12 protein-coding genes are annotated in these 18882 nt (G+C 43.5%); 6 read left to right on the top strand and 6 right to left on the bottom strand.

The window, feature by feature from the left end:
* Positions 1–270 precede the first annotated feature (270 nt).
* Positions 271–1308 carry a DUF481 domain-containing protein gene (locus MMU05_RS04640; protein WP_241140507.1) on the bottom strand — a complete coding sequence of 346 codons (1038 nt, stop codon included), beginning with the start codon at positions 1306–1308 and terminating at the stop codon, positions 271–273.
* 120 nt (positions 1309–1428) lie between these two features.
* Here MMU05_RS04640 and MMU05_RS04635 point away from each other — a divergent pair, with 120 nt between their 5' ends.
* Entirely contained in the window at positions 1429–2361 is a 933-nt protein-coding gene (locus MMU05_RS04635; RefSeq protein ID WP_241140506.1) for a sugar phosphate isomerase/epimerase family protein, read from the top strand.
* Between the two features lie 51 nt (positions 2362–2412).
* Here MMU05_RS04635 and MMU05_RS04630 read toward each other — a convergent pair whose 3' ends face one another.
* From MMU05_RS04630 to MMU05_RS04620, 3 genes are read right to left on the bottom strand one after another with little or no spacing between them, the layout of a single operon-like run.
* Positions 2413–2706 (bottom strand): chaperone modulator CbpM, encoded by a 294-nt coding sequence (locus tag MMU05_RS04630; protein WP_241140505.1) that lies wholly within the window; start codon positions 2704–2706, stop codon positions 2413–2415.
* On the bottom strand, positions 2693–3604 hold the full coding sequence (locus tag MMU05_RS04625) for a DnaJ C-terminal domain-containing protein (RefSeq protein WP_241140504.1): 912 nt from the start codon (positions 3602–3604) through the stop codon (positions 2693–2695). The genes MMU05_RS04630 and MMU05_RS04625 overlap by 14 nt, the downstream gene beginning before the upstream one ends.
* Before the next feature lie 7 nt (positions 3605–3611).
* Positions 3612–4259 carry a Crp/Fnr family transcriptional regulator gene (locus tag MMU05_RS04620; protein ID WP_241140503.1) on the bottom strand — a complete coding sequence of 216 codons (648 nt, stop codon included), beginning with the start codon at positions 4257–4259 and terminating at the stop codon, positions 3612–3614.
* Between the two features lie 325 nt (positions 4260–4584).
* Here MMU05_RS04620 and MMU05_RS04615 point away from each other — a divergent pair, with 325 nt between their 5' ends.
* The 4 genes from MMU05_RS04615 (at position 4585) to MMU05_RS04600 (ending at position 11120) form a co-directional block, all read left to right on the top strand.
* The gene (locus MMU05_RS04615) at positions 4585–5001 is read left to right on the top strand and encodes a hypothetical protein (protein WP_241140502.1); all 417 of its coding nucleotides are present in this window, start codon (positions 4585–4587) and stop codon (positions 4999–5001) included.
* Between the two features lie 87 nt (positions 5002–5088).
* Positions 5089–7581 (top strand): YbcC family protein, encoded by a 2493-nt coding sequence (locus tag MMU05_RS04610; protein WP_241140501.1) that lies wholly within the window; start codon positions 5089–5091, stop codon positions 7579–7581.
* 2 nt (positions 7582–7583) lie between these two features.
* Complete coding sequence (locus tag MMU05_RS04605; protein ID WP_241140500.1) at positions 7584–9464, top strand: proton-conducting transporter transmembrane domain-containing protein; 1881 nt, start codon at positions 7584–7586, stop codon at positions 9462–9464.
* 9 nt (positions 9465–9473) lie between these two features.
* Positions 9474–11120, top strand: a complete 1647-nt coding sequence (locus tag MMU05_RS04600; RefSeq protein ID WP_241140499.1) for a SulP family inorganic anion transporter — start codon at positions 9474–9476, stop codon at positions 11118–11120.
* A gap of 607 nt (positions 11121–11727) precedes the next feature.
* On the opposite strand, the gene MMU05_RS04595 is transcribed toward MMU05_RS04600, so the two are convergent.
* Positions 11728–14229 (bottom strand): cation-translocating P-type ATPase, encoded by a 2502-nt coding sequence (locus tag MMU05_RS04595; RefSeq protein WP_241140498.1) that lies wholly within the window; start codon positions 14227–14229, stop codon positions 11728–11730.
* A 1805-nt stretch (positions 14230–16034) separates the two neighbouring features.
* On the bottom strand, positions 16035–16955 hold the full coding sequence (locus tag MMU05_RS04590) for an AraC family transcriptional regulator (RefSeq protein WP_241140497.1): 921 nt from the start codon (positions 16953–16955) through the stop codon (positions 16035–16037).
* A gap of 222 nt (positions 16956–17177) precedes the next feature.
* Here MMU05_RS04590 and MMU05_RS04585 point away from each other — a divergent pair, with 222 nt between their 5' ends.
* Positions 17178–18704 (top strand): aldehyde dehydrogenase family protein, encoded by a 1527-nt coding sequence (locus MMU05_RS04585; RefSeq protein WP_241140496.1) that lies wholly within the window; start codon positions 17178–17180, stop codon positions 18702–18704.
* Positions 18705–18882: the final 178 nt, after the last annotated feature.

The following is an 18882-nucleotide window of genomic DNA, read 5'->3' as shown; positions in this document are numbered from 1 at the left end:
TTACGACAATACCTCGACAGTATGAATTAAAAAGGATAAGGTTTGTAGTGATGAAAACATTGGCGGAGTAAGAAAAAGTGAAGAATTCAGAATGATGAATGAGAAATTCAAGTAGCAGCGTGTGATTGGTTTTTATTGCCACCTGCTTTAGCTGGTGGTTTATGGAATAGAAAGAGGCATTTGGGCTTTAGCCGAAAAGAATGAATAATTCAGAATTAAGAATGTTTGTGGAGACACAAACATTGGCGACGGAAAAAAGAAAAAGTTATCTTACTTAAACTTATACCCCACATTAAAAACAATACCGTAGTCAAAATTGGTAGTGCTTCCTGCCAATGCCTGATTGTCATAACTGGCGTAAAACTGAAGCCCCAAATCCAAATTTCTGATTACTTCCCAATTGACCCTAGTCTCCCCGTCAAATCTTTTTCTTCCATCCTGTTTCAATCCAAAAAATGCTTTAGGAAAAACTGTAAAGGAAAGGTTGGGTGCGGCGTAATGGAAATAATCCAACTTGAATTGGAGAGGAATCTCATAAAGACTACCAGATGAATTGCCCTCTAAACTCCTTTCTTGGTTGATTACAAATCCCGAAATCAACGTCCCCTGAAGGTTGGGTCTAAATAAAAACCTTCGGCCAAACCCAACCACCTGTTGGATACGGCTTGCCAATCCCAACTCTATGTTTCTCTGGTAATTCAATCCCAATCCGGCCACGAGCACCGTATTGAGATTATAATAACCGCCAAGGCCCACAGATTCACGGTCTCTTGTTTTTACACTCTGGTTATTGGTATAAATAAAGGACCCAACAAACTCTACCTGATATTTTTGCTCTGTAAAATTTAAATTCCAATCAATATTCGTCCTGCCGATGTCACTTGATTTGGTATAGGAATAACCGTAGGCAATGGTTCCCTTGATTTTTTTGATGAATTTTTTCTCTAAAGAAACCAGGTTGAAAATGTTTACGATTGGATAGGGCTTTGTCACCACTCCGTCATCCACAATCACTTCTCCATAGTTCTTAGATGGCTTTAGCACACCATAATACACCGCTTGGTCTATGGTCTGAATCCGGTAAGTGGCCATGCCTGCCTTGATGGTTTTGATTTTGTGGTACTTTACATTTTGGACAGCAAGGTCCATGTCATCAAATTGGATAATGCCGAGACTGATGCTGTTCAGTTTCCCGATCATGATCTGCCCATTTCGGAGAAAAAGGGTGTCTTTTTCCTGTGCCACGGCCTTGAAGGAGACGGCGAACAGATAACAACATATAAAAACAAAAAAAAACCTCCGATTCATGCTTCAAATTATAAATTAATTCATTCAAATAAAGTTGATTTAAAGTTAATTTAAGGAAAATTGAAAAGGAATCTTCCTGAGAATAAATCATGATTTCAATTTGAAATAAAGCAAAAAACCATGAACAGACGCAAATTCTCCAAAGTCACTTCCCTGACCCTGCTTGGATCGGGATTATTGGCTGCTTTTCCCTCTATAGGATCCGATCTCAAAGCCAAAAGTAAACTACGGCTTGGAGGGCCGATCTTCGAAAAATTTGACTCCCCCGAAAGTTGGGTGGCAGCTGTGAAAAACGCCGGCTATAGAGCGGCTTATTGCCCTGTTGGATTGAATGCCGGTAGGGATGACATCAAAGCCTACAAAAAAGCAGCCGACAAGGCGGATATCCTCATTGCGGAAGTGGGTGCCTGGTCCAATCCCATCAGTCCTGACAAAAAAACCGCCACAGAAGCCTTTGAAAAATGTGTCGCATCGCTGGACCTCGCCGATCAGATCGAGGCCAAATGCTGCGTCAACATCGCCGGTTCCAAAAACGTGACGAACTGGGCGGGGCCCCACGCCGATAATTTTTCAGACGATACCTTTGACCTGATCGTGGAGACCACCAGAAAAATCATCGATGAGGTCAAGCCAAAAAACACTTTTTACACTTTGGAAGCCATGCCTTGGGTCTTCCCAGAGTCAGCAGATGCTTACCTTAGGTTGATCAAAGCCATCGACCGAAAAGCTTTTGCAGTCCACCTTGACCCGGTAAATATGGTCGTCAGTCCTGCTGTGTTCTACCGCAACGGTGACCTGATCAAAGACTGTTTCAAAAAACTTGGTCCCAATATCAAGAGTTGTCATGCAAAGGACCTGATCCTTAAGGAACCGACTTTTATGCCCGAATTCAATGAAGTTAGGCCTGGACTTGGACAGATGGATTATAGGGTATTTCTAACAGAAATGAAAAAATTTCCAGAGGTCCCCTTGATGATGGAGCACCTGCAGACTGCGGAAGAATACAAAGCCGGGGCGGAGTATATCCTGAAAGTGGAGCAAGAAATCAGGTAGCTTGGGTTTCTCCCTGAAAGGAATGATTTAATATTTGAAAGGGGAAGATGCCTATTTCTCCCATTTCCTCAATTTTCTAATCAGGAAGAGGTTTTCTTCCTGCAATTGCTCGATTTTGCCCAAAAGCCCCATCACAACCTCCACTCCTTCGGGGCTGAGGTCAAGGTCTTTGTACAGCCTTACGATTTGTTCCATCCGGCTAAGGGCCTCCTCTTCCAGAAAAAAACCGGCTTCCTCTTCGACGATTTCTACCAGGCCAAGTTCTTGAAAGGTGAAAATCAACCTGGATTCTATGCCATGATATTGGCAGAAAGTGTGGATGCTGATGTGGTTAGATCGTGCCATGGTCTCTGAGTTTGGCTAATTGTTCGAAAAGTGATTTTTCCTGCTCCGTGATGTTTTTTGGGATTTCTACCTTGTAGGTCACATAAAGGTCTCCAAATTTTCCTTCTTCCTTGTAAACAGGAAAACCCTTGCCTTTGAGTCGGACTTTGGTGTCGTTTTGCGTTCCGGCGCTCAGTTTGAGTTTGACTTTGCCAGTTATAGTAGGCACGGTGATTTCCCCTCCCAAGATCGCTGTGTACAGGTCTACATTGACCTTTACATACAAATCATTCCCTTCCCGGACAAAGCCGGTGTCATTCTTGATCACAAACTTGACATACAGGTCCCCGGATGGTCCACCATTCATTCCCTCCCCTCCATAGCCACGGATCTTGATCGTCTGCCCGTCTTCCACTCCTGCCGGGATGGTCAAGCGGATATTTTTCCCATCCACTGTCAATGTTTGCTTTTGGGTCTGGTAGACATCCGAGAGCCTGAGGTGGAGTTCGGCTTTATAATCCGCTCCCTTATATTTTAGATTTTCCCTACCCGAACTTTGGAAGCCACCGCCTCCAAACATAGAACTGAAAAAATCCGAAAAGTCTTCTTCTGTATAATGTCCTGAATATGCCTTGCTACTTGCCTGTCCCCTTGGGCGGGACTGTCTCTGACCTGCTTTTTCAAACTCCTCGGCATGCTTCCAATCCTTTCCGTATTGGTCGTATTTCTTTCTTTTTTCAGGATCACTGAGTACCTCATTGGCTTCGTTGACCTGTTTGAATTTAGATTCAGCCTCTTTATTATTGGGATTTAGGTCAGGGTGATATTTCCTTGCAAGCTTCCTGTAGGCTTTTTTGATATCCTCGGGAGAGGAATTTTTATCAATTTCCAAGATTTTATAATAATCTATAAATTCCATTTTTAGTTTATTTTATGACTTCAATCTGATGTCTGCCGATTTTGACTGTTCCGTCTTGCTCCAGTTTTTTGAGCAATCTCCCCACCACCTCGCGGGAGGTGTTCAATTCATTGGCAATCTGCTGCTGTGTGGCTTTGACTGTGGGGGAATGGTTGACTTCGACCCATTTTCGAAGGTAAGCGAGCAGTCTTTCGTCCATTTGGTGGAAGGCGATTTCCTCTACGACTTTGAGGAGTTCTTCGAACCTGTCCTGATAGCTGTCCATGACAAAGTAGTACCAGGATTTGTACTTGAACATCCATTCGTCAAGTTTTTTGATAGGAAGGGTAATGGCAATTGTGTCCTCAACGGGTATGGCTTTGATCTTGGAATACCCTTCCCGCTCGGAGCATATCAGCGTAATGGCGCATGCTTCGCCTTCTTTGAGGTAATAAAGGAAAATCTCATGGTCGTCTTCATCTTCCCGGAAAACTTTCACTGTCCCCTGCACTATCAGGGGAATCTGCTCGACCCGCTGTCCGATATCCATCATCAATTCACCTTCCGGAAATAGGATGAGCTGTCCCTCTTTGACAATTTCTTCAAACAATTCTTTTTCAAACTGAGAAAAATTGGCAGCCAACAGTCCTTTCAAGTCACCTTTTGCACCCATCATAATTTCAATTTTTTCAAGATTGATATGCGTTAATCTTTCCGTTTTTCCTTATGTAATTTAACGCTTTCCATTCCAAAATAACATGAAACATCGCAATAAAATAGCCCGATTTTGGTAAAAAAAACAGCTTTTTCCCGGATATCAGGATCAAAAAATTAAGGTAAAGAAATAAAAAGCAAATCCCCGGCAATGTAATTTTTGATACAGATCTGAAAATCCAATTGGTGTAGTTTTACATATTGAAATAATGTTGGTTATTATTTATTCAACTTTCAATGGATTTGATTTCAGATTAGACTAAATTTCAAGCTTGATTTTGAAAATAATGTTAAAGAACTCCAATTCTAGCTCAGCCTTCAGAAAAAGCTCATTGCAGCCTTTTCTGTTTGCCATGTTTCTGGTAATCGGATTTCATTTAACTGTTAACTTTGACATCAGCCATTCACAAAATGGAGGTACTTTTTATGAAATAAACAACACCAAGGTATCCACTCCACTTGTTTCGTTTCAAAACCTACATTTTGCAGACCTCGCCACTTTTGAAAAGGAAGAGAAAGAGGAAAAAACAGAATCCGAATCTGAATCACACTTTGACCTTACCCTGGAGAGCAATAAATTTCTCTCGGTGCGCAGCTTTTTTCTGATTTCAGGGGCTGCCGGTCAATCTTTGAAAATCCCTTCCCTTGAAGGAAAAGCCCCGCTTTACATATTATTCCATAGTCTCCGAGTACATTTAGCATAAGTTTTTCGCCCTACTAGGCAATTTATCCGGGCAACACTTTATACCTGCCCCCACTTTCTATTTTATTACCCATCTAAATTCAGACAAATGACGCCACACGTGTCATCTGACCTCAATCATGTCATTCATGAACTGGGTCATTTCTTGCCTGCACAAGCTCCCTTGAAGGATTTTGTGCATCATAATACCCTGCATGCCTTTCAGCACCTTCCTTTTCACAAGGCATTGCAGACTGCGGCAGAAAACTTTGGATACAAAACCTATCTCTCCGTGGAGTCCTTCCGGGACTTGTATACCAAAAACAAAATCAATGACCTCATTCTTGACAGGGTTATCCTTGAGCAAAAAGGCCAAAAAGAATCGGCCAAATGGAAAGAGGCAATGGTCCACAAAGACTGTAAAAACCAGCCGGAGGCCATCGTAGGCAGGTTGAGAAAAGTCTGGAAAAGCCACCACCATGTCAACCTGGACAAGGAAACCCACTCCGCACTTTTCAGGTTGTTGGGTAGCTATCTGGATCAAGGTATTGCCATCTGGAAGTTTCCGGTACCCTCCAAGGGATTTGTCTCTGCCATCCGAAACCTCGAATCCAATAGTTTTACCAATATCTTCAAAACCAACAGGGCCAAAAACATGCTTTTCGACACCAAAACCAGTTTGGATCAGTTGCTTGATCTTTTGGTGGGAAACAAAGCCTATTTCAGACAATACCTCTTTGACCAGCAGTTTGCCCATCCGGGTTGGTCAGGCATGGTATCGGTGTTGGAACACCAGCCACAGAGCCTGTTGGACAAAAAAACCATTAGTCTCCATGACCTGATCTTTGTGGAGTGCCTCTTGGAAATAGATGCGCTCGACAGGAGATTGGGTGAAAATTGGGATCCATTGGCCAAGCATCTGCCCGAGGACCTGACTCCGATTATGGAGAAACCAGAAGAAAAAGAATACTACGAAGTCCTCAGACTTTGGCAGGAAGCTTTTGAATGGACTTATTTTGACCAGGTTATCCGCGGACTTCAACTCAGTCATGAAGAGGATTTCAGGAAAGAAGCCACATCTTTCCAGGCAGTCTTTTGTATTGATGACAGATGTTGCTCCATCCGAAGGTACATCGAGCGTTTTGCTCCGGACTGTCAGACATTTGGCACTGCGGGATTTTTCAACATCCCGTTTTTCTTCCAGCCCGAGCACAGCAAGTTTATGACCAAAGTGTGTCCTGCACCAGTCACTCCCAACCATGTCATCCGTGAATCAGAGGCCAAACTCAGACATGAGAAAGACACCCATTTCAGCAAGCACACCAAGGGGATATTTGGCGGATGGGCTATTTCCCAGACCATGGGATTTTGGTCAGCAATAAAAATGGCCAAAAACATCCTGTGGCCGGGCCCGACACCCGCGATGGTGTCATCCTTTAGCCATATGGATCCCAAAGGAAAACTGAGTATCGAATGTAAATCCACGGATCAAAAGTACCATGGTCTACAGGTGGGTTTTACGCTGGAAGAAATGACAAACAGTCTGGAAGGGCTGCTCAAAGGCATCGGACTTGTCAAAGACTTTGCTCCCTTGGTATACATCTTTGGACACGGAGCCAGCTCGGTCAACAATACCCACTATGCAGGGTACGATTGTGGTGCCTGCAGCGGACGCTCGGGTTCAGTCAATGCAAGAGTAGGCGCCTATTTTGGCAACCATCCCAAGGTCAGAAAAGCTTTGGAAGAACGTGGGATTTTCATTCCTGACAGTACCCAATTTGTAGGAGGACTACATGACACCACCCGGGACGAAATGGAATTTTATGACACCGATGTGCTGACTGAAGCCAATCTGCTCCGCCATACCCATAACCTTCAAACCTTTGAAATCGCCCTGGATTACAACTCCAAAGAAAGGTCTAGGAGATTTGATACGGTGGATTCCACCCAAGAAGCTGCCAAAGTGCACGAGAAGGTAAAGCTCAGGGCTTTGTCGCTTTTCGAGCCTAGACCTGAATGGAACCATGCTACGAATGCACTCTGTGTGATCGGAAAAAGGGAATCCAACAAACACTTGTTTTTGGACAAAAGAGCCTTTCTCAATTCCTATGACTATGGCATCGATCCGGAAGGAAAATACCTGTTGAATATCGTCAAAGCTGTGGCACCTGTTTGTGGCGGGATTAACCTGGAGTATTATTTCTCAAGGGTAGACAACCAAAGGCTAGGCGCGGGAAGCAAACTTCCCCATAATGTCATGGGGCTCATCGGTGTCGCCAACGGTATGGACGGCGACCTTAGACCGGGATTGCCAAGGCAAATGATCAATATCCATGATCCCCTCCGCATCCTCATAACCGTAGAGCACTACCCCGAAACGGTGCTCAAAACCATCAAAACCCATGAAGCCACCTATGAGTGGTTTGCCAATGATTGGGTGAGACTGGTTGCTATCCATCCGGAAACCAAAGCTGCATTTCTATTTAAATCAGGGGAATTTGTTCCTTACAAGCCATTGACAAAGCAAATCGAAAAGATCAAAAATCTGGACGAACTGTTGGTTTCAACTTCTGAAAATTTACCTGTCTACCTGCTGAGCTAATTATGGAAAACCAAATCATCATCAGCAGCTTTGTGGTCATTCCCTTTTTGGGATTTCTGCTTTCCCTTTTGCTTCCGGAAAAAAATGAGGTCAACCTTTCCAGGATGGCATTCCTGACCATCAGTGTGCAGCTTGCGTCCATCTTGGGATACATTGGGTATTGGATTATTGTCCTCCGGGGACAGCCGGTCAATATCTCAGAATTTGCCTTATACAGCCATCATGACTACGAGTTCCTGATAGACTTCTACTTTGATAAAGTCACCGCTGTTTACCTATTTGTAGGGGCATTTGTGACTTTCCTCATTACCAGATATAGCAGGTATTACCTGCACTTGGAGGAAGGATATAAGCGCTTCTTCAATTCTATCCTTTTCTTTTATCTCGCCTACAATCTCACTGTTCTTGCGGGCAATTTCGAGACGCTGTTCATCGGTTGGGAGATGTTGGGAATATCTTCGTTTTTGTTGATTGCATTTTACCGCAACAGGTATCTGCCAGTCAGAAATGCGGTGAGGGTATTTTCCATTTATAGGATCGGGGATATCGGGATCATTTTGGCGATGTGGGCAAGCCATCATTTATGGAATGAAAACATCACCTTCCTCAAGCTCAACAATGAACAGCTTGTATTGGAGCATCTCTCCCAACATGGCGGAATAGGTTTGTTCATTGCTTTGGGGATCCTCGTTGCGGCAGCTGCGAAGTCCGCCCAACTTCCGTTTTCTTCCTGGCTTCCCCGGGCGATGGAAGGACCTACCCCTTCGAGTGCGATTTTCTATGGGTCATTGTCAGTCCATTTTGGGGTATTCTTACTACTCAGGACCTTTCCATTTTGGGAGCACCAATTGACAGTCAGGATCTTGATCGGGCTTCTTGGATTGGCTACGGCCTTGGTGGCATATCCTATTGCACGGGTTCAGTCCTCGATCAAGTCACAGATTGCCTATGCATCCATCGCGCAGATAGGCATCATGTTTATTGAAGTTGCTTTGGGGCTGCAAGTATTGGCGCTGATCCACTTTGCCGGGAATGCCTTCCTGAGAACCTATCAACTACTCGTATCCCCATCAGTGGTCAGCTACATGATCCGTGATCAGTTTTACCATTTCAAACCTAAAGAAGTGACTGTGGAAGACACCTTTCCAAAGCGGTTGGAATACAGTCTGTTTATCCTTTCTCTCAAAGAATGGAACCTGGACTCCTTTATGAACAAATGGGTTTTTTCACCCATCAAAAAGGTCGGTGGCAAATTGGATTTCCTGACTCCAAAAAATCTCCTTATCTATTTCCTACCCGCGTATGGCATCGGTATTTACCTCTATTTCAATCAGGAATACTTACCAGAAGGAGTTCAGGAGTTTATTCCAGGGACATTTGCCTTTATCGGAATGATGATGGTTTTTAAGGCATTTTCAGAGAGGAATTATCCCAGGTTGGCATGGATGCTCGTCATGGCCAATCATTTTTGGATTGCCCTTGCAGTGTCTTTCAACGAGACCTTTGACATCACCCAAGTCTTGATCTATCTCAGCGGGGTAACAGTATTTGGGATTGTTGGGTATGGAATATTGGAATATCTCAAAACCAAAGAGCCTAAGTATTTTGACTTGAACCAATACTACGGTCATGTCTATGAGTATCCAAGGCAAGCGCTGTTCTTCCTGCTTGCCACTTTGGGACTGATGGCTTTTCCGATCTCACCCACCTTCATCGGGGTAGACTTGATCTTCAGCCATATCCATGAAGACCAATACTTCCTTGCCTTCTTTGACTCGGTGAGTTTTATCATCGGGGGCATTGCCCTGATCCGGATATATTCCCGCCTATACCTAGGTCCACACATCAAAAATTACCACGAAAAAGCCCTCAAATCTACTTAAGTCACTACCATGAAAATTCACAAATTTCAAATCCCTTTGACCGGTATCGCCGGACTCAAACAAAACTGGAGGGCAGACCTCACTTCCGGTTTCTTGGTATTTCTTATCGCATTGCCCCTTTGTCTCGGCATTTCGATGGCTTCCGGTTTTCCTCCCGTAGCTGGGATATTTACAGCGATCATCGGCGGCTTGTTGGTCACCTTTCTTGGCGGTTCACAACTGACGATCAAAGGTCCCGCAGCAGGGCTTATCATCATTGCCCTCGGTGCAGTCACCGAACTCGGACAGGGTGATGCAATGCTTGGGTACAAACTCACCCTAGCAGTAGTAGTGGTCGCCGGAATATTACAGGTCATCTTCGGATGGGTAAAGTCCGGGGTTCTTGCAGATTTCTTCCCTTCAGCCGCTGTCCACGGAATGTTGGCAGCGATTGGGATTATCATTATCGCCAAGCAATTGTTTACCATGATCGGGGTCAAGCCCGAGGCAAGTGAAACTTTGGAATTGTTTGCAGAGCTTCCGCATGCCTTTAGTGAACTGAATCCGGAAATTGCCCTGATTGGGTTCATCAGTTTGCTCATCCTGTTTACTTTTCCTTTGCTCAAAAACAAATACCTCAAGATGGTGCCGGCCCCTTTGCTCGTCATTTTGATTGCCATACCGATCGGAAGGTATTTTGACTTGGAGCATGAGCACAGTTACCTGTTTTTGGATGGACATGAATATACCATTGGACCGAAGTTCCTGGTGACCTTGCCGGACAACCTGCTTTCTGCCATCACTTTCCCTGATTTCTCCCAAGTGTTTTCCATGGTATCGATCAAGTACATTATCATGTTTGCCTTGGTGGGCAGTCTTGAATCTCTTTTGAGTTCTAAGGCCATTGATGGATTGGATCCATTCAAAAGAAAGTCCAACATGAACAAAGACCTCGTGGGAGTCGGAATAGGAAATACGCTTGCAGGATTTATCGGTGGCCTTCCCATGATTTCGGAAATCGTCCGTAGCTCGGCCAATATCAACAACGGAGGTAAAACTTCCTGGTCAAACTTCTTCCACGGCATGTTTCTCCTGATCTTTGTTGCGTTTTTCCCGATGCTGATCCATCAGATTCCATTGGCTGCCCTGGCGGCGATGTTGGTCTATACCGGTTTCAAATTGGCTGCTCCCCGGTCATTCTACAGTACCTACAAAATCGGTAAGGAACAGCTTGCTGTCTTTTTGATTACGATAGTATTTACCCTTGCCACCGACTTACTGATCGGTATTGGGGTGGGTATCCTGACCAAATTTATCATCCACCTGATCAATGGACTTCCGATAAAATACATTTTCAAGCCATTGTTTACGGTATCGCTCATTGAGGATGTCTATACCGTGGATGTTTTTCACTCAGCGGTATTCAGTAATTATATCAAATTGAAACAATCATTGGATGCACTTCCAAGGGAAAAAAGCATCCGGATAGATTTTACCAATGCCAATATGATAGACCATACTGTACTGGAAAACCTGCACCACTACCAACATGACTATGAACATGAAGGTGGCAAGTTTCAGCTTTGTGGGATGGGCCATTTGAAGAAAAATTCAGACCACCACTTGTCAGGCAGGAAACTCAAAACAAGAAAAAATTATGATAAGGCCGTTCACTGATTGAAAGAAAGGACTAAATTGATTTACAACAGAGCCCCCTGAGGCCACAGAGAAAAAGTGGGATGTATATCAGCAGGATCCATAGAGATCATTGATTCCCGCCAAGAACTGGCAGGGTTAAATTGGTTTTGGGAAAATGGTGTGAATTTTAATTTTGTGAATTGATCTTCCCTGTTTTTGGCGGAAGCAATTAACTCTCTTTTCCTTGTTTCTGCCAAAAACCGGAATCGCTATTCCCGTTTCTTACCCCGAGTTGCGTTCCTTACTCGGGGCTACCAATATTTGACCACTACGTGGTCTGTCGACGCCGCCAATGTTTGTGTCTCCACAAACATTAATCCCATTTTCCTCTGTGTTTCTGCGTGAGGTATATTTTTTTCCGCAAAGGAAAAGAGGGTTTCGCAATGGGGCGCAAAGGATTTTGAATTTCCCTGTTTTTGGCGGAAGCAATTAACTCTCTTTTCCTTGTTTCTGCCAAAAACCGGAATCGCTATTCTCGTTTCTAACCCCGAGTTTCGTGCCTCACTCGGGGCTACCCATATATGACCACTACGTGGTCGGGCGCCTTCGATTTTTGTATCCCCACAAACATTCTCATTCTGAATTTTCAATTCATCATTACTAATTTCCCTTCCTTTTTCCTTTTAAAAAATTTCCAAATTTCTATCCAAAATACCCCGATAGAAGAAATCAGCAATGAAAAGAGCAACAAATTGAAGCTTACAGGTTCAAAATCAAAAACCTTCATAAAGGCCGGAACGGTCAAAATCATAACCAACAATCCAAATGAAATTCCCAATACGATGGGAATAAGTTTGTTGGGATAAGTCAGCGTCTTGAAAACCGAAAAATAGAAAGACCTGTTGACCAAAGTCAGGAAGATATTGCTGAATACCAAAGTGGTGAAAATCAAGGTCCGGACTGTAGTTTCAGGCTGACCGGAATCCATCAGGTAAAACCCAAAACCCAAACATGCCCCTGTGATGGCCAATCCCTGAACCACACTCATGGAAAGTTCTGCCCAAGAAAAGAATGTTTGGGACATCTTGCGCGGAGATTTGGTCATTGAATCAGGTTCGATGGGTTCATTTTCAAATACAATAGAACAGGTCGGTCCCATGATCAATTCGAGAAATATGACATGGATAGGCGTAAAGATCAAAGTGAATTCCCAACCCAACACCAAAGGCAACAGGACAATCAGTATGATGGGAATATGGATGGAAATGATGTATTGGATGGCTTTTTTGAGGTTTTCATAGATCCTCCTTCCCAAAGCAACCGCCTCGGTCATGTGTCCAAGGTCATCATCCATCAGCACAAGTGCCGCGGCTGATTTGGCCACTTCACTGCCCCGCTTGCCCATCGCAATGCCGATATGAGCGGCTTTGAGTGCAGGACCATCATTGACACCATCTCCGGTCATGGCGACGATCTCCCCGTTTTGTTTGAGAGCTTCGACTACTTTGAGTTTGGCCTCAGGAAACATCCTTGCAAAGACGTGGGTCTCTTTGGCCTTTTGCTGAAGACCAGATTCCTCCATCGCCATCACTTCATCTCCGGTCATGATGGACCCATCCGATTTCAAACCCACCTGAACAGCTATTGCTGCTGCGGTTTGGAGATAATCTCCCGTTATCATTTTCACTTCGATTCCAGCCTTATAAAATGAATTCAGGACCTTCTGAATATTCTTCTTTGGAGGATCATAAAATGCCACCAAACCCAGAAACTCAAATTCGAATTCCTGTTGGGTTTTGGGATATGCCTGAATGGAAGGATCTGCTTTGCCTACAGCCAAGACCCGGAAACCCTTTTGGGTGAACTCCTCTAATCGTGCAGCCACCACCTTGGAATCCGCCTCCGACAAGTGGCTTTGCCCAAGGACTCCCTCAACACTTCCTTTGACGGCGATTATCTTTTCACCATTTTCCTTCTGAAAAATATGCGTCATGAACGGCGGCTTTCCTCCAAGCGGGTATTCATGAAGCATTTTAGCCGCTTTCCTTTCATCTTTTGGCGCCATCTTTTCATAAAAAGTATGAATGGATTTTTCCATAGGATCAAAAGGAAGAATCTCGGACGCCCAAAGTGCATATTCCAATGTCTCATTGAATACCGGACTGTCTTTTGCAAAATCCTGCAGCGTGCCAGATTTTACATCAAAGACTACTTTGAGTTCCATCCTGTTTTCGGTGAGCGTTCCGGTCTTGTCGGTACAAATAACGGTAGCGGCACCGAGGGTTTCGACTGTGTACGGGCTGCGGGTGATGACTTTGCTTTTGTAAAGCCGGTAAGCACCCAATGCCATAAAAGTGCTAAAGGCGACGGGAATTTCTTCCGGCAAAATCGACATCGCCAAAGTCAGCCCCTGAAGTAAGGCATTCAAAATATCTCTTGAAATGTAATAATTGATGCCCCAAACCAACAAGAAAGCAATGGCGCCAAATATGACCATCGACTTCACAAAGCTCTTGATTTGCGTCTGCAACGGGGTTTTGGTCTGCTCGATTTCTCCTAGGCTGGTGCCTATTTTTCCCAGTTCTGTTTTTCTCCCGATTGCCTGCACTTCGGCGACACAGTTGCCGGTGTCTACCATTGTTCCCTGAAAAATTATGGGGGATTCCGAAAGATGGTCTTTGGACAGCGAAAGAGACTCACCTGTCAGTATACTTTCATTGACCGAAAAATCATGTGCTTCGATGATCTTGGCGTCAGCAGGAACCAAGTTGCCGTCTTCGACCAGGATCAGGTCTTTGACAACGATTTCCTCGGTGGGAATGCTGACGACTTTCCCGTTGCGGTAAACTTTGGCTTGAGGGCTTGAAAGTTTCTTGAGGGCATTGACGGCATTGCGACTTTTGTTTTCCTGAAAAATGGAAATGCCAGAAACCAACCCGATGGCCACCAACATGATGATTCCTTCCGTGGTTTCTCCCAGAATGAAGTACACGGAAGCCGCAACGAGTAAAATAACGAACAAAGGCTCTTTGATGATTTCCAGCAAAATTCCCCAAATGGGATTTTTGGTTTCATCCACCAAAACGTTGCTTCCAAAAGCTTTTCGGTTTGCGATCACTTCATGATCACTGAGTCCTTTGTATTCCATAATATCTAAAAATGTATGAGAATTCTAATTTAAACATTAATGGCCTATTACCGCAGGGTAATTTTTCTTTTACTGAAAAGGAAAAGAAGGTATCGCAAGGGGTGCAAAGGGAGAAGTTTATTGCTTAAACACGTGTCATATCACCGCAGAGATCACTGAGCACTCAGAGAAAAAACTTCAATAACTGGCTCCCATTTTTTGGTCCCGCAGATCACGCAGACTGGCGCAGATCAATTCTGTGAAATATTTCAGGTACTAATTGATCTGTCTGTTCCTTCTGCGAAGGTCTGCGAAATCAGCGGGAAAATATTTCTGAGCTCTTCTTAGCTTTCATTTTTCTTTTTTTCTCCTTTTTATCTGCGTCTCTGCATGAGGTATATTATTTTTTACTGAAAGGGACGCTGAGGTTTCGCAAGGGGCTAAAAGAGAGAAGGTTATCTCTTCAGCACCTATCTTATCACCACAGAGGGCACAGCGCACTCAGAGTAAAAACTTCAATAACTGGCTCCCATTTTTTGGTCCCGCAGATCACGCAGATTGGCGCAGATCAATTCTATGAAAAATTCTAGGGACTAATTGATCTTTCTGTTCCTTCTGCGAAGATCTGCGAAATCAGCGGGAAAATATTTCTGAGCTCTTCTTAGCTTTCATTTTTCTTTTTTTTCTCCTTTTTTGTTCTGCGTCCCAGGGAGAGGTGTATTTTTTACCGCAAAGGAAAAGAAGGCATCGCTAGGGGCGCAAAGAGAGAAGGTTATCTCTTCAGCACCTATCTTATCACCACAGAGGGCACAGCGCACTCAGAGAAAAATCATCAAAAGTCGGCTTCCGTTTTTTGGTCCCGCAGATCACGCAGACTGGCGCAGATCAATTCTGTGAAATATTCCAGGTAATAATTGATCTGTCTGTTCCTTCTGCGAAGGTCTGCGAAATCAGCGGGAAAATATTTCTGAGCTCTTCTCTTTTGTCATTTTCCTTTCTTTTCTTTTTTTGCTCTACCTCTCTGCGTGAGGAATATTTTTTACCGCGCAGGAAGAAGGTTTCTCAATGGGAGAGATGGCTTCAATCCTTCCTTGTTTTTGGCGGGAAGAATTTTTCTCTTTTTCCATTGTTTCGGCCAAAAACCGGAATCGTGGTCTCGTTTTTTACCCCGGGTTTCTCCCGATAGCTACCGGGATCACTCGGGGCTACCCATATTTGACCACTATGTGGTCGATCTTCACCGCCAACATTTGTGACTCCACCAATATTTATCATTTCTAATTCCAGTCTCTTTGACTCCTTTGTGGCAGACTTACTTGAAATTCCGTCCAAATCACGAGTTACAAGACAATCATTGGCATTACTAAAATTTCACGCTTAAAATGAAGCCCTTTTTAATTCTTTTTCCACTTATTATTAAAAAATATTGGTTTTCGTAGAGATTTTGTGGGACCAAGTTCAAATTTCACCTGAAATACAGAAAATTATATCTCAATTTCTTAATGTTGGGTATTTATAACGATAGGCAATAAATAAAAATATTTGAAAATGAAAAATAGGTTTATTTTTAAACCATATTTTTGAAATTTTTTGTAAAATATTAAAAAACAGGTTAAAAATTTAGGCATAAAAAAAGGAGTCTCTGTAAAAGACTCCAAGTGTGGGTTTATTTGTAACTGACTACAGCCGTATAAACTTTGGTAAATGGCAAACTTTTAAAGTTTTTTCGCTACCAAAATTTTTTAAACTTAACAAAAGCATATCAAAAGACCATAAAAACCATAAAATATTTTTTAACAATTTTTGAATTTCCAAAGGATGTTTGGTTATTTCTTTGTTAACTGAAAAACCTTCGGCGTAACACCAAATTCACTTTTGAATGCGCGGATAAAGTAAGTGATATTGTTGAAACCAGACATGAAACAGACCTCCTGGATCTGATAATTTGCAATTTGTAGATAGTGTTTGGCAAGTTTGAGTCTTTCCTTCAGGATATACTCCATGGGGGAAAGACCGAGTTCTGTTTTGAAAGTTCTGGAAAAATGGGCCTTACTCATACAGGCCTTTGCACTGAGTTCATCCAAATTTAGATTTTCACGGATATTGGTCTTGATAAAATCAATGGCAAATGCCATTCTGTTGGAGGAAGACAGTGTTTTGTAAGTCTTTTCCAACATGTCCCTCGCTTGTGTCTGTGTAAGACGGATCAATAATTCCTTGAGGGCAAAAGAGGCAATCAAATCTTTCTCTTTGGACCTTTCCTTTACCCCTATTCTGATAAATCTGTTAATAATTTCTGAAAGGTCTTGGGTATTGATCAGGTGAAAGTAAGAAAGGTCCAAACCCCAATCTTTGGTGACTTCTTTGTTGGGAAGCCTTTCATTGAGGAGGTTGAAGGTATTCTCTATCATTTCTTTGGAAATCGACAGGGCAATACATTGGGTAGGGTTGTCAAATTTTGCCTCAGGAAAGTCAATCTTCATCATTTCATTGGGCGGAACAATCACGGATTCACCCGGCAGGTAATCAAATCCCGGTTTTTCGAAGAGATGCATGACCTTTTTTCCTTTGAGCATAGTAGTCAATACCAGATCGCCAAAACTGAGGTTGACATTCTTTGCTTCTTGGTGGGTTTCAAAAATATTGAGTTCGCAGTTGTCCAAAGTGTAGGTAGTCCTGTTTTCCACAAGGGTTTTCAGGTCTTTTTCCTTTCTCCAAGGCACACCGGCGATAAAGTTATTTTGCATTTTGGGTATTTTGGGTAATGTTAAAGTTAGTAATTAAGAATGATTTACAAAAGCAATCATTCCATACAACGACAGAATTGGATAAGTCTTGTCCCATATTTTGGTTATCTATTTATGCAGATAAAACAAAATGATCAATCCAGGTGGATGACTTGATTGGATTGGTGGATTTTTTGGATAAAATATTGGGGAAATTTGAATAAATCCAAAATAATCTAAATCATGACAACATTGACCTTATCCGAGGCAAAGCCGGTAGAGCGGCCTCACATCAAAGAAAAGTATGACCACTTTATCGGTGGAAAGTGGGTAGCACCTTCCTCGGGAGAATATTTCGACAACATTTCCCCGATCGATGGCAAGGTTTTTTCAAAAGCTGCAAGAGGAAACAAAGCAGATATCGAAAAAGCATTGGACGCAGCACATGCGGCTTTTCCCTCTTGGTCCAAAACTTCAGTAGCCGTAAGAAGCAAATTATTGAATAAAATAGCCGATGTCATCGAAGAGAATCTTGAGATGTTGGCAAGAATAGAAACAATAGACAACGGAAAAGCACTTAGGGAAACCCGTGCGGCTGATTTGCCATTGGTTATAGATCACTTCCGGTACTTTGCAAGTGTGATCCGTGCGGATGAAAGCTCCATTTCTGAGCATGACGAGCATACGGTCAGCATTGCATTGCACGAACCACTTGGCGTGGTAGCCCAAATTATCCCATGGAACTTCCCTCTATTGATGGCGACATGGAAAATCGCCCCTGCCCTAGCAGCTGGATGCTGTACTGTAGTGAAGCCTGCCGAACAAACCCCAACAAGCATCATGGTCCTTATGGAACTGATCGGGGATATCCTTCCTCCGGGAGTACTGAATATCGTAACCGGATTTGGAGTCGAGGCAGGAAAACCTCTTGCTTCATCAAGTAGGGTTGCCAAAGTTTCCTTTACCGGAGAGACGACCACCGGAAGATTGATCATGCAATACGCTTCCGAAAACCTTGTCCCTGTCACCATGGAGCTTGGCGGAAAATCGCCGAACATCTTTATGAAATCAGTAGCTGATGCAGATGATGATTTCTTCGACAAAGCCGTGGAAGGTGCTGTTTTGTTTGCCTTGAACCAGGGTGAAGTCTGTACCTGTCCATCCAGAATTCTGGTCCATGAGGACATCTATGATGTATTTATGGAAAGGGTAATCGCCCGCACCAAAGCCATCAAAATGGGACATCCTCTCGCTGAAGATACCATGATGGGTGCGCAGGCTTCCAATGACCAGTTCGAAAAAATCCTATCCTATCTAGATATCGGAAAGCAGGAAGGTGCAGAAGTACTTTGCGGCGGTGAAAAAGCGTCACTGAATTCGGGATTGGAAAACGGCTACTATATCCAGCCGACGATTTTCAAGGGCCATAACAAAATGAGGATTTTCCAGGAGGAAATTTTCGGACCAGTCGTTTCCGTGACTACTTTCAAAACCACGGAGGAAGCCATTGCCATAGCCAATGACACCATGTATGGATTGGGTGCAGGACTTTGGTCTCGAGATGCCCATGAATTGTATCAGGTACCAAGAGCGATACTTGCAGGACGGGTTTGGGTCAATTGCTACCACGCCTATCCGGCCCATGCACCATTTGGAGGGTACAAAAAATCAGGTTTTGGAAGAGAAAACCACCTCATGATGCTCAACCATTACCGTCAGACCAAAAACATGCTGATTTCTTATGATAAGAAAAAACTCGGCTTCTTTTAAGGAGACGTCAGATTTGAGACGTGAGACGTGAGACGTGAGATTTGAGAGGTTTCCTTTGAAAGGAGGAAACTTCTCATTTTTTACAAAAAATAATTATTATAGATAATTATGTGGTTCCTTGCCGCCAGCCATATAAGACTCGGATCGAAGCGCATTTGTAGCGGCTCCGCCACGGCGG

The sequence above is a fragment of the Cognataquiflexum rubidum genome (assembly GCF_022538115.1).
Classification (GTDB): Bacteria; Bacteroidota; Bacteroidia; order Cytophagales; family Cyclobacteriaceae; genus Cognataquiflexum; species Cognataquiflexum rubidum.
This window is presented reverse-complemented; position numbering and strand designations above follow the sequence as displayed.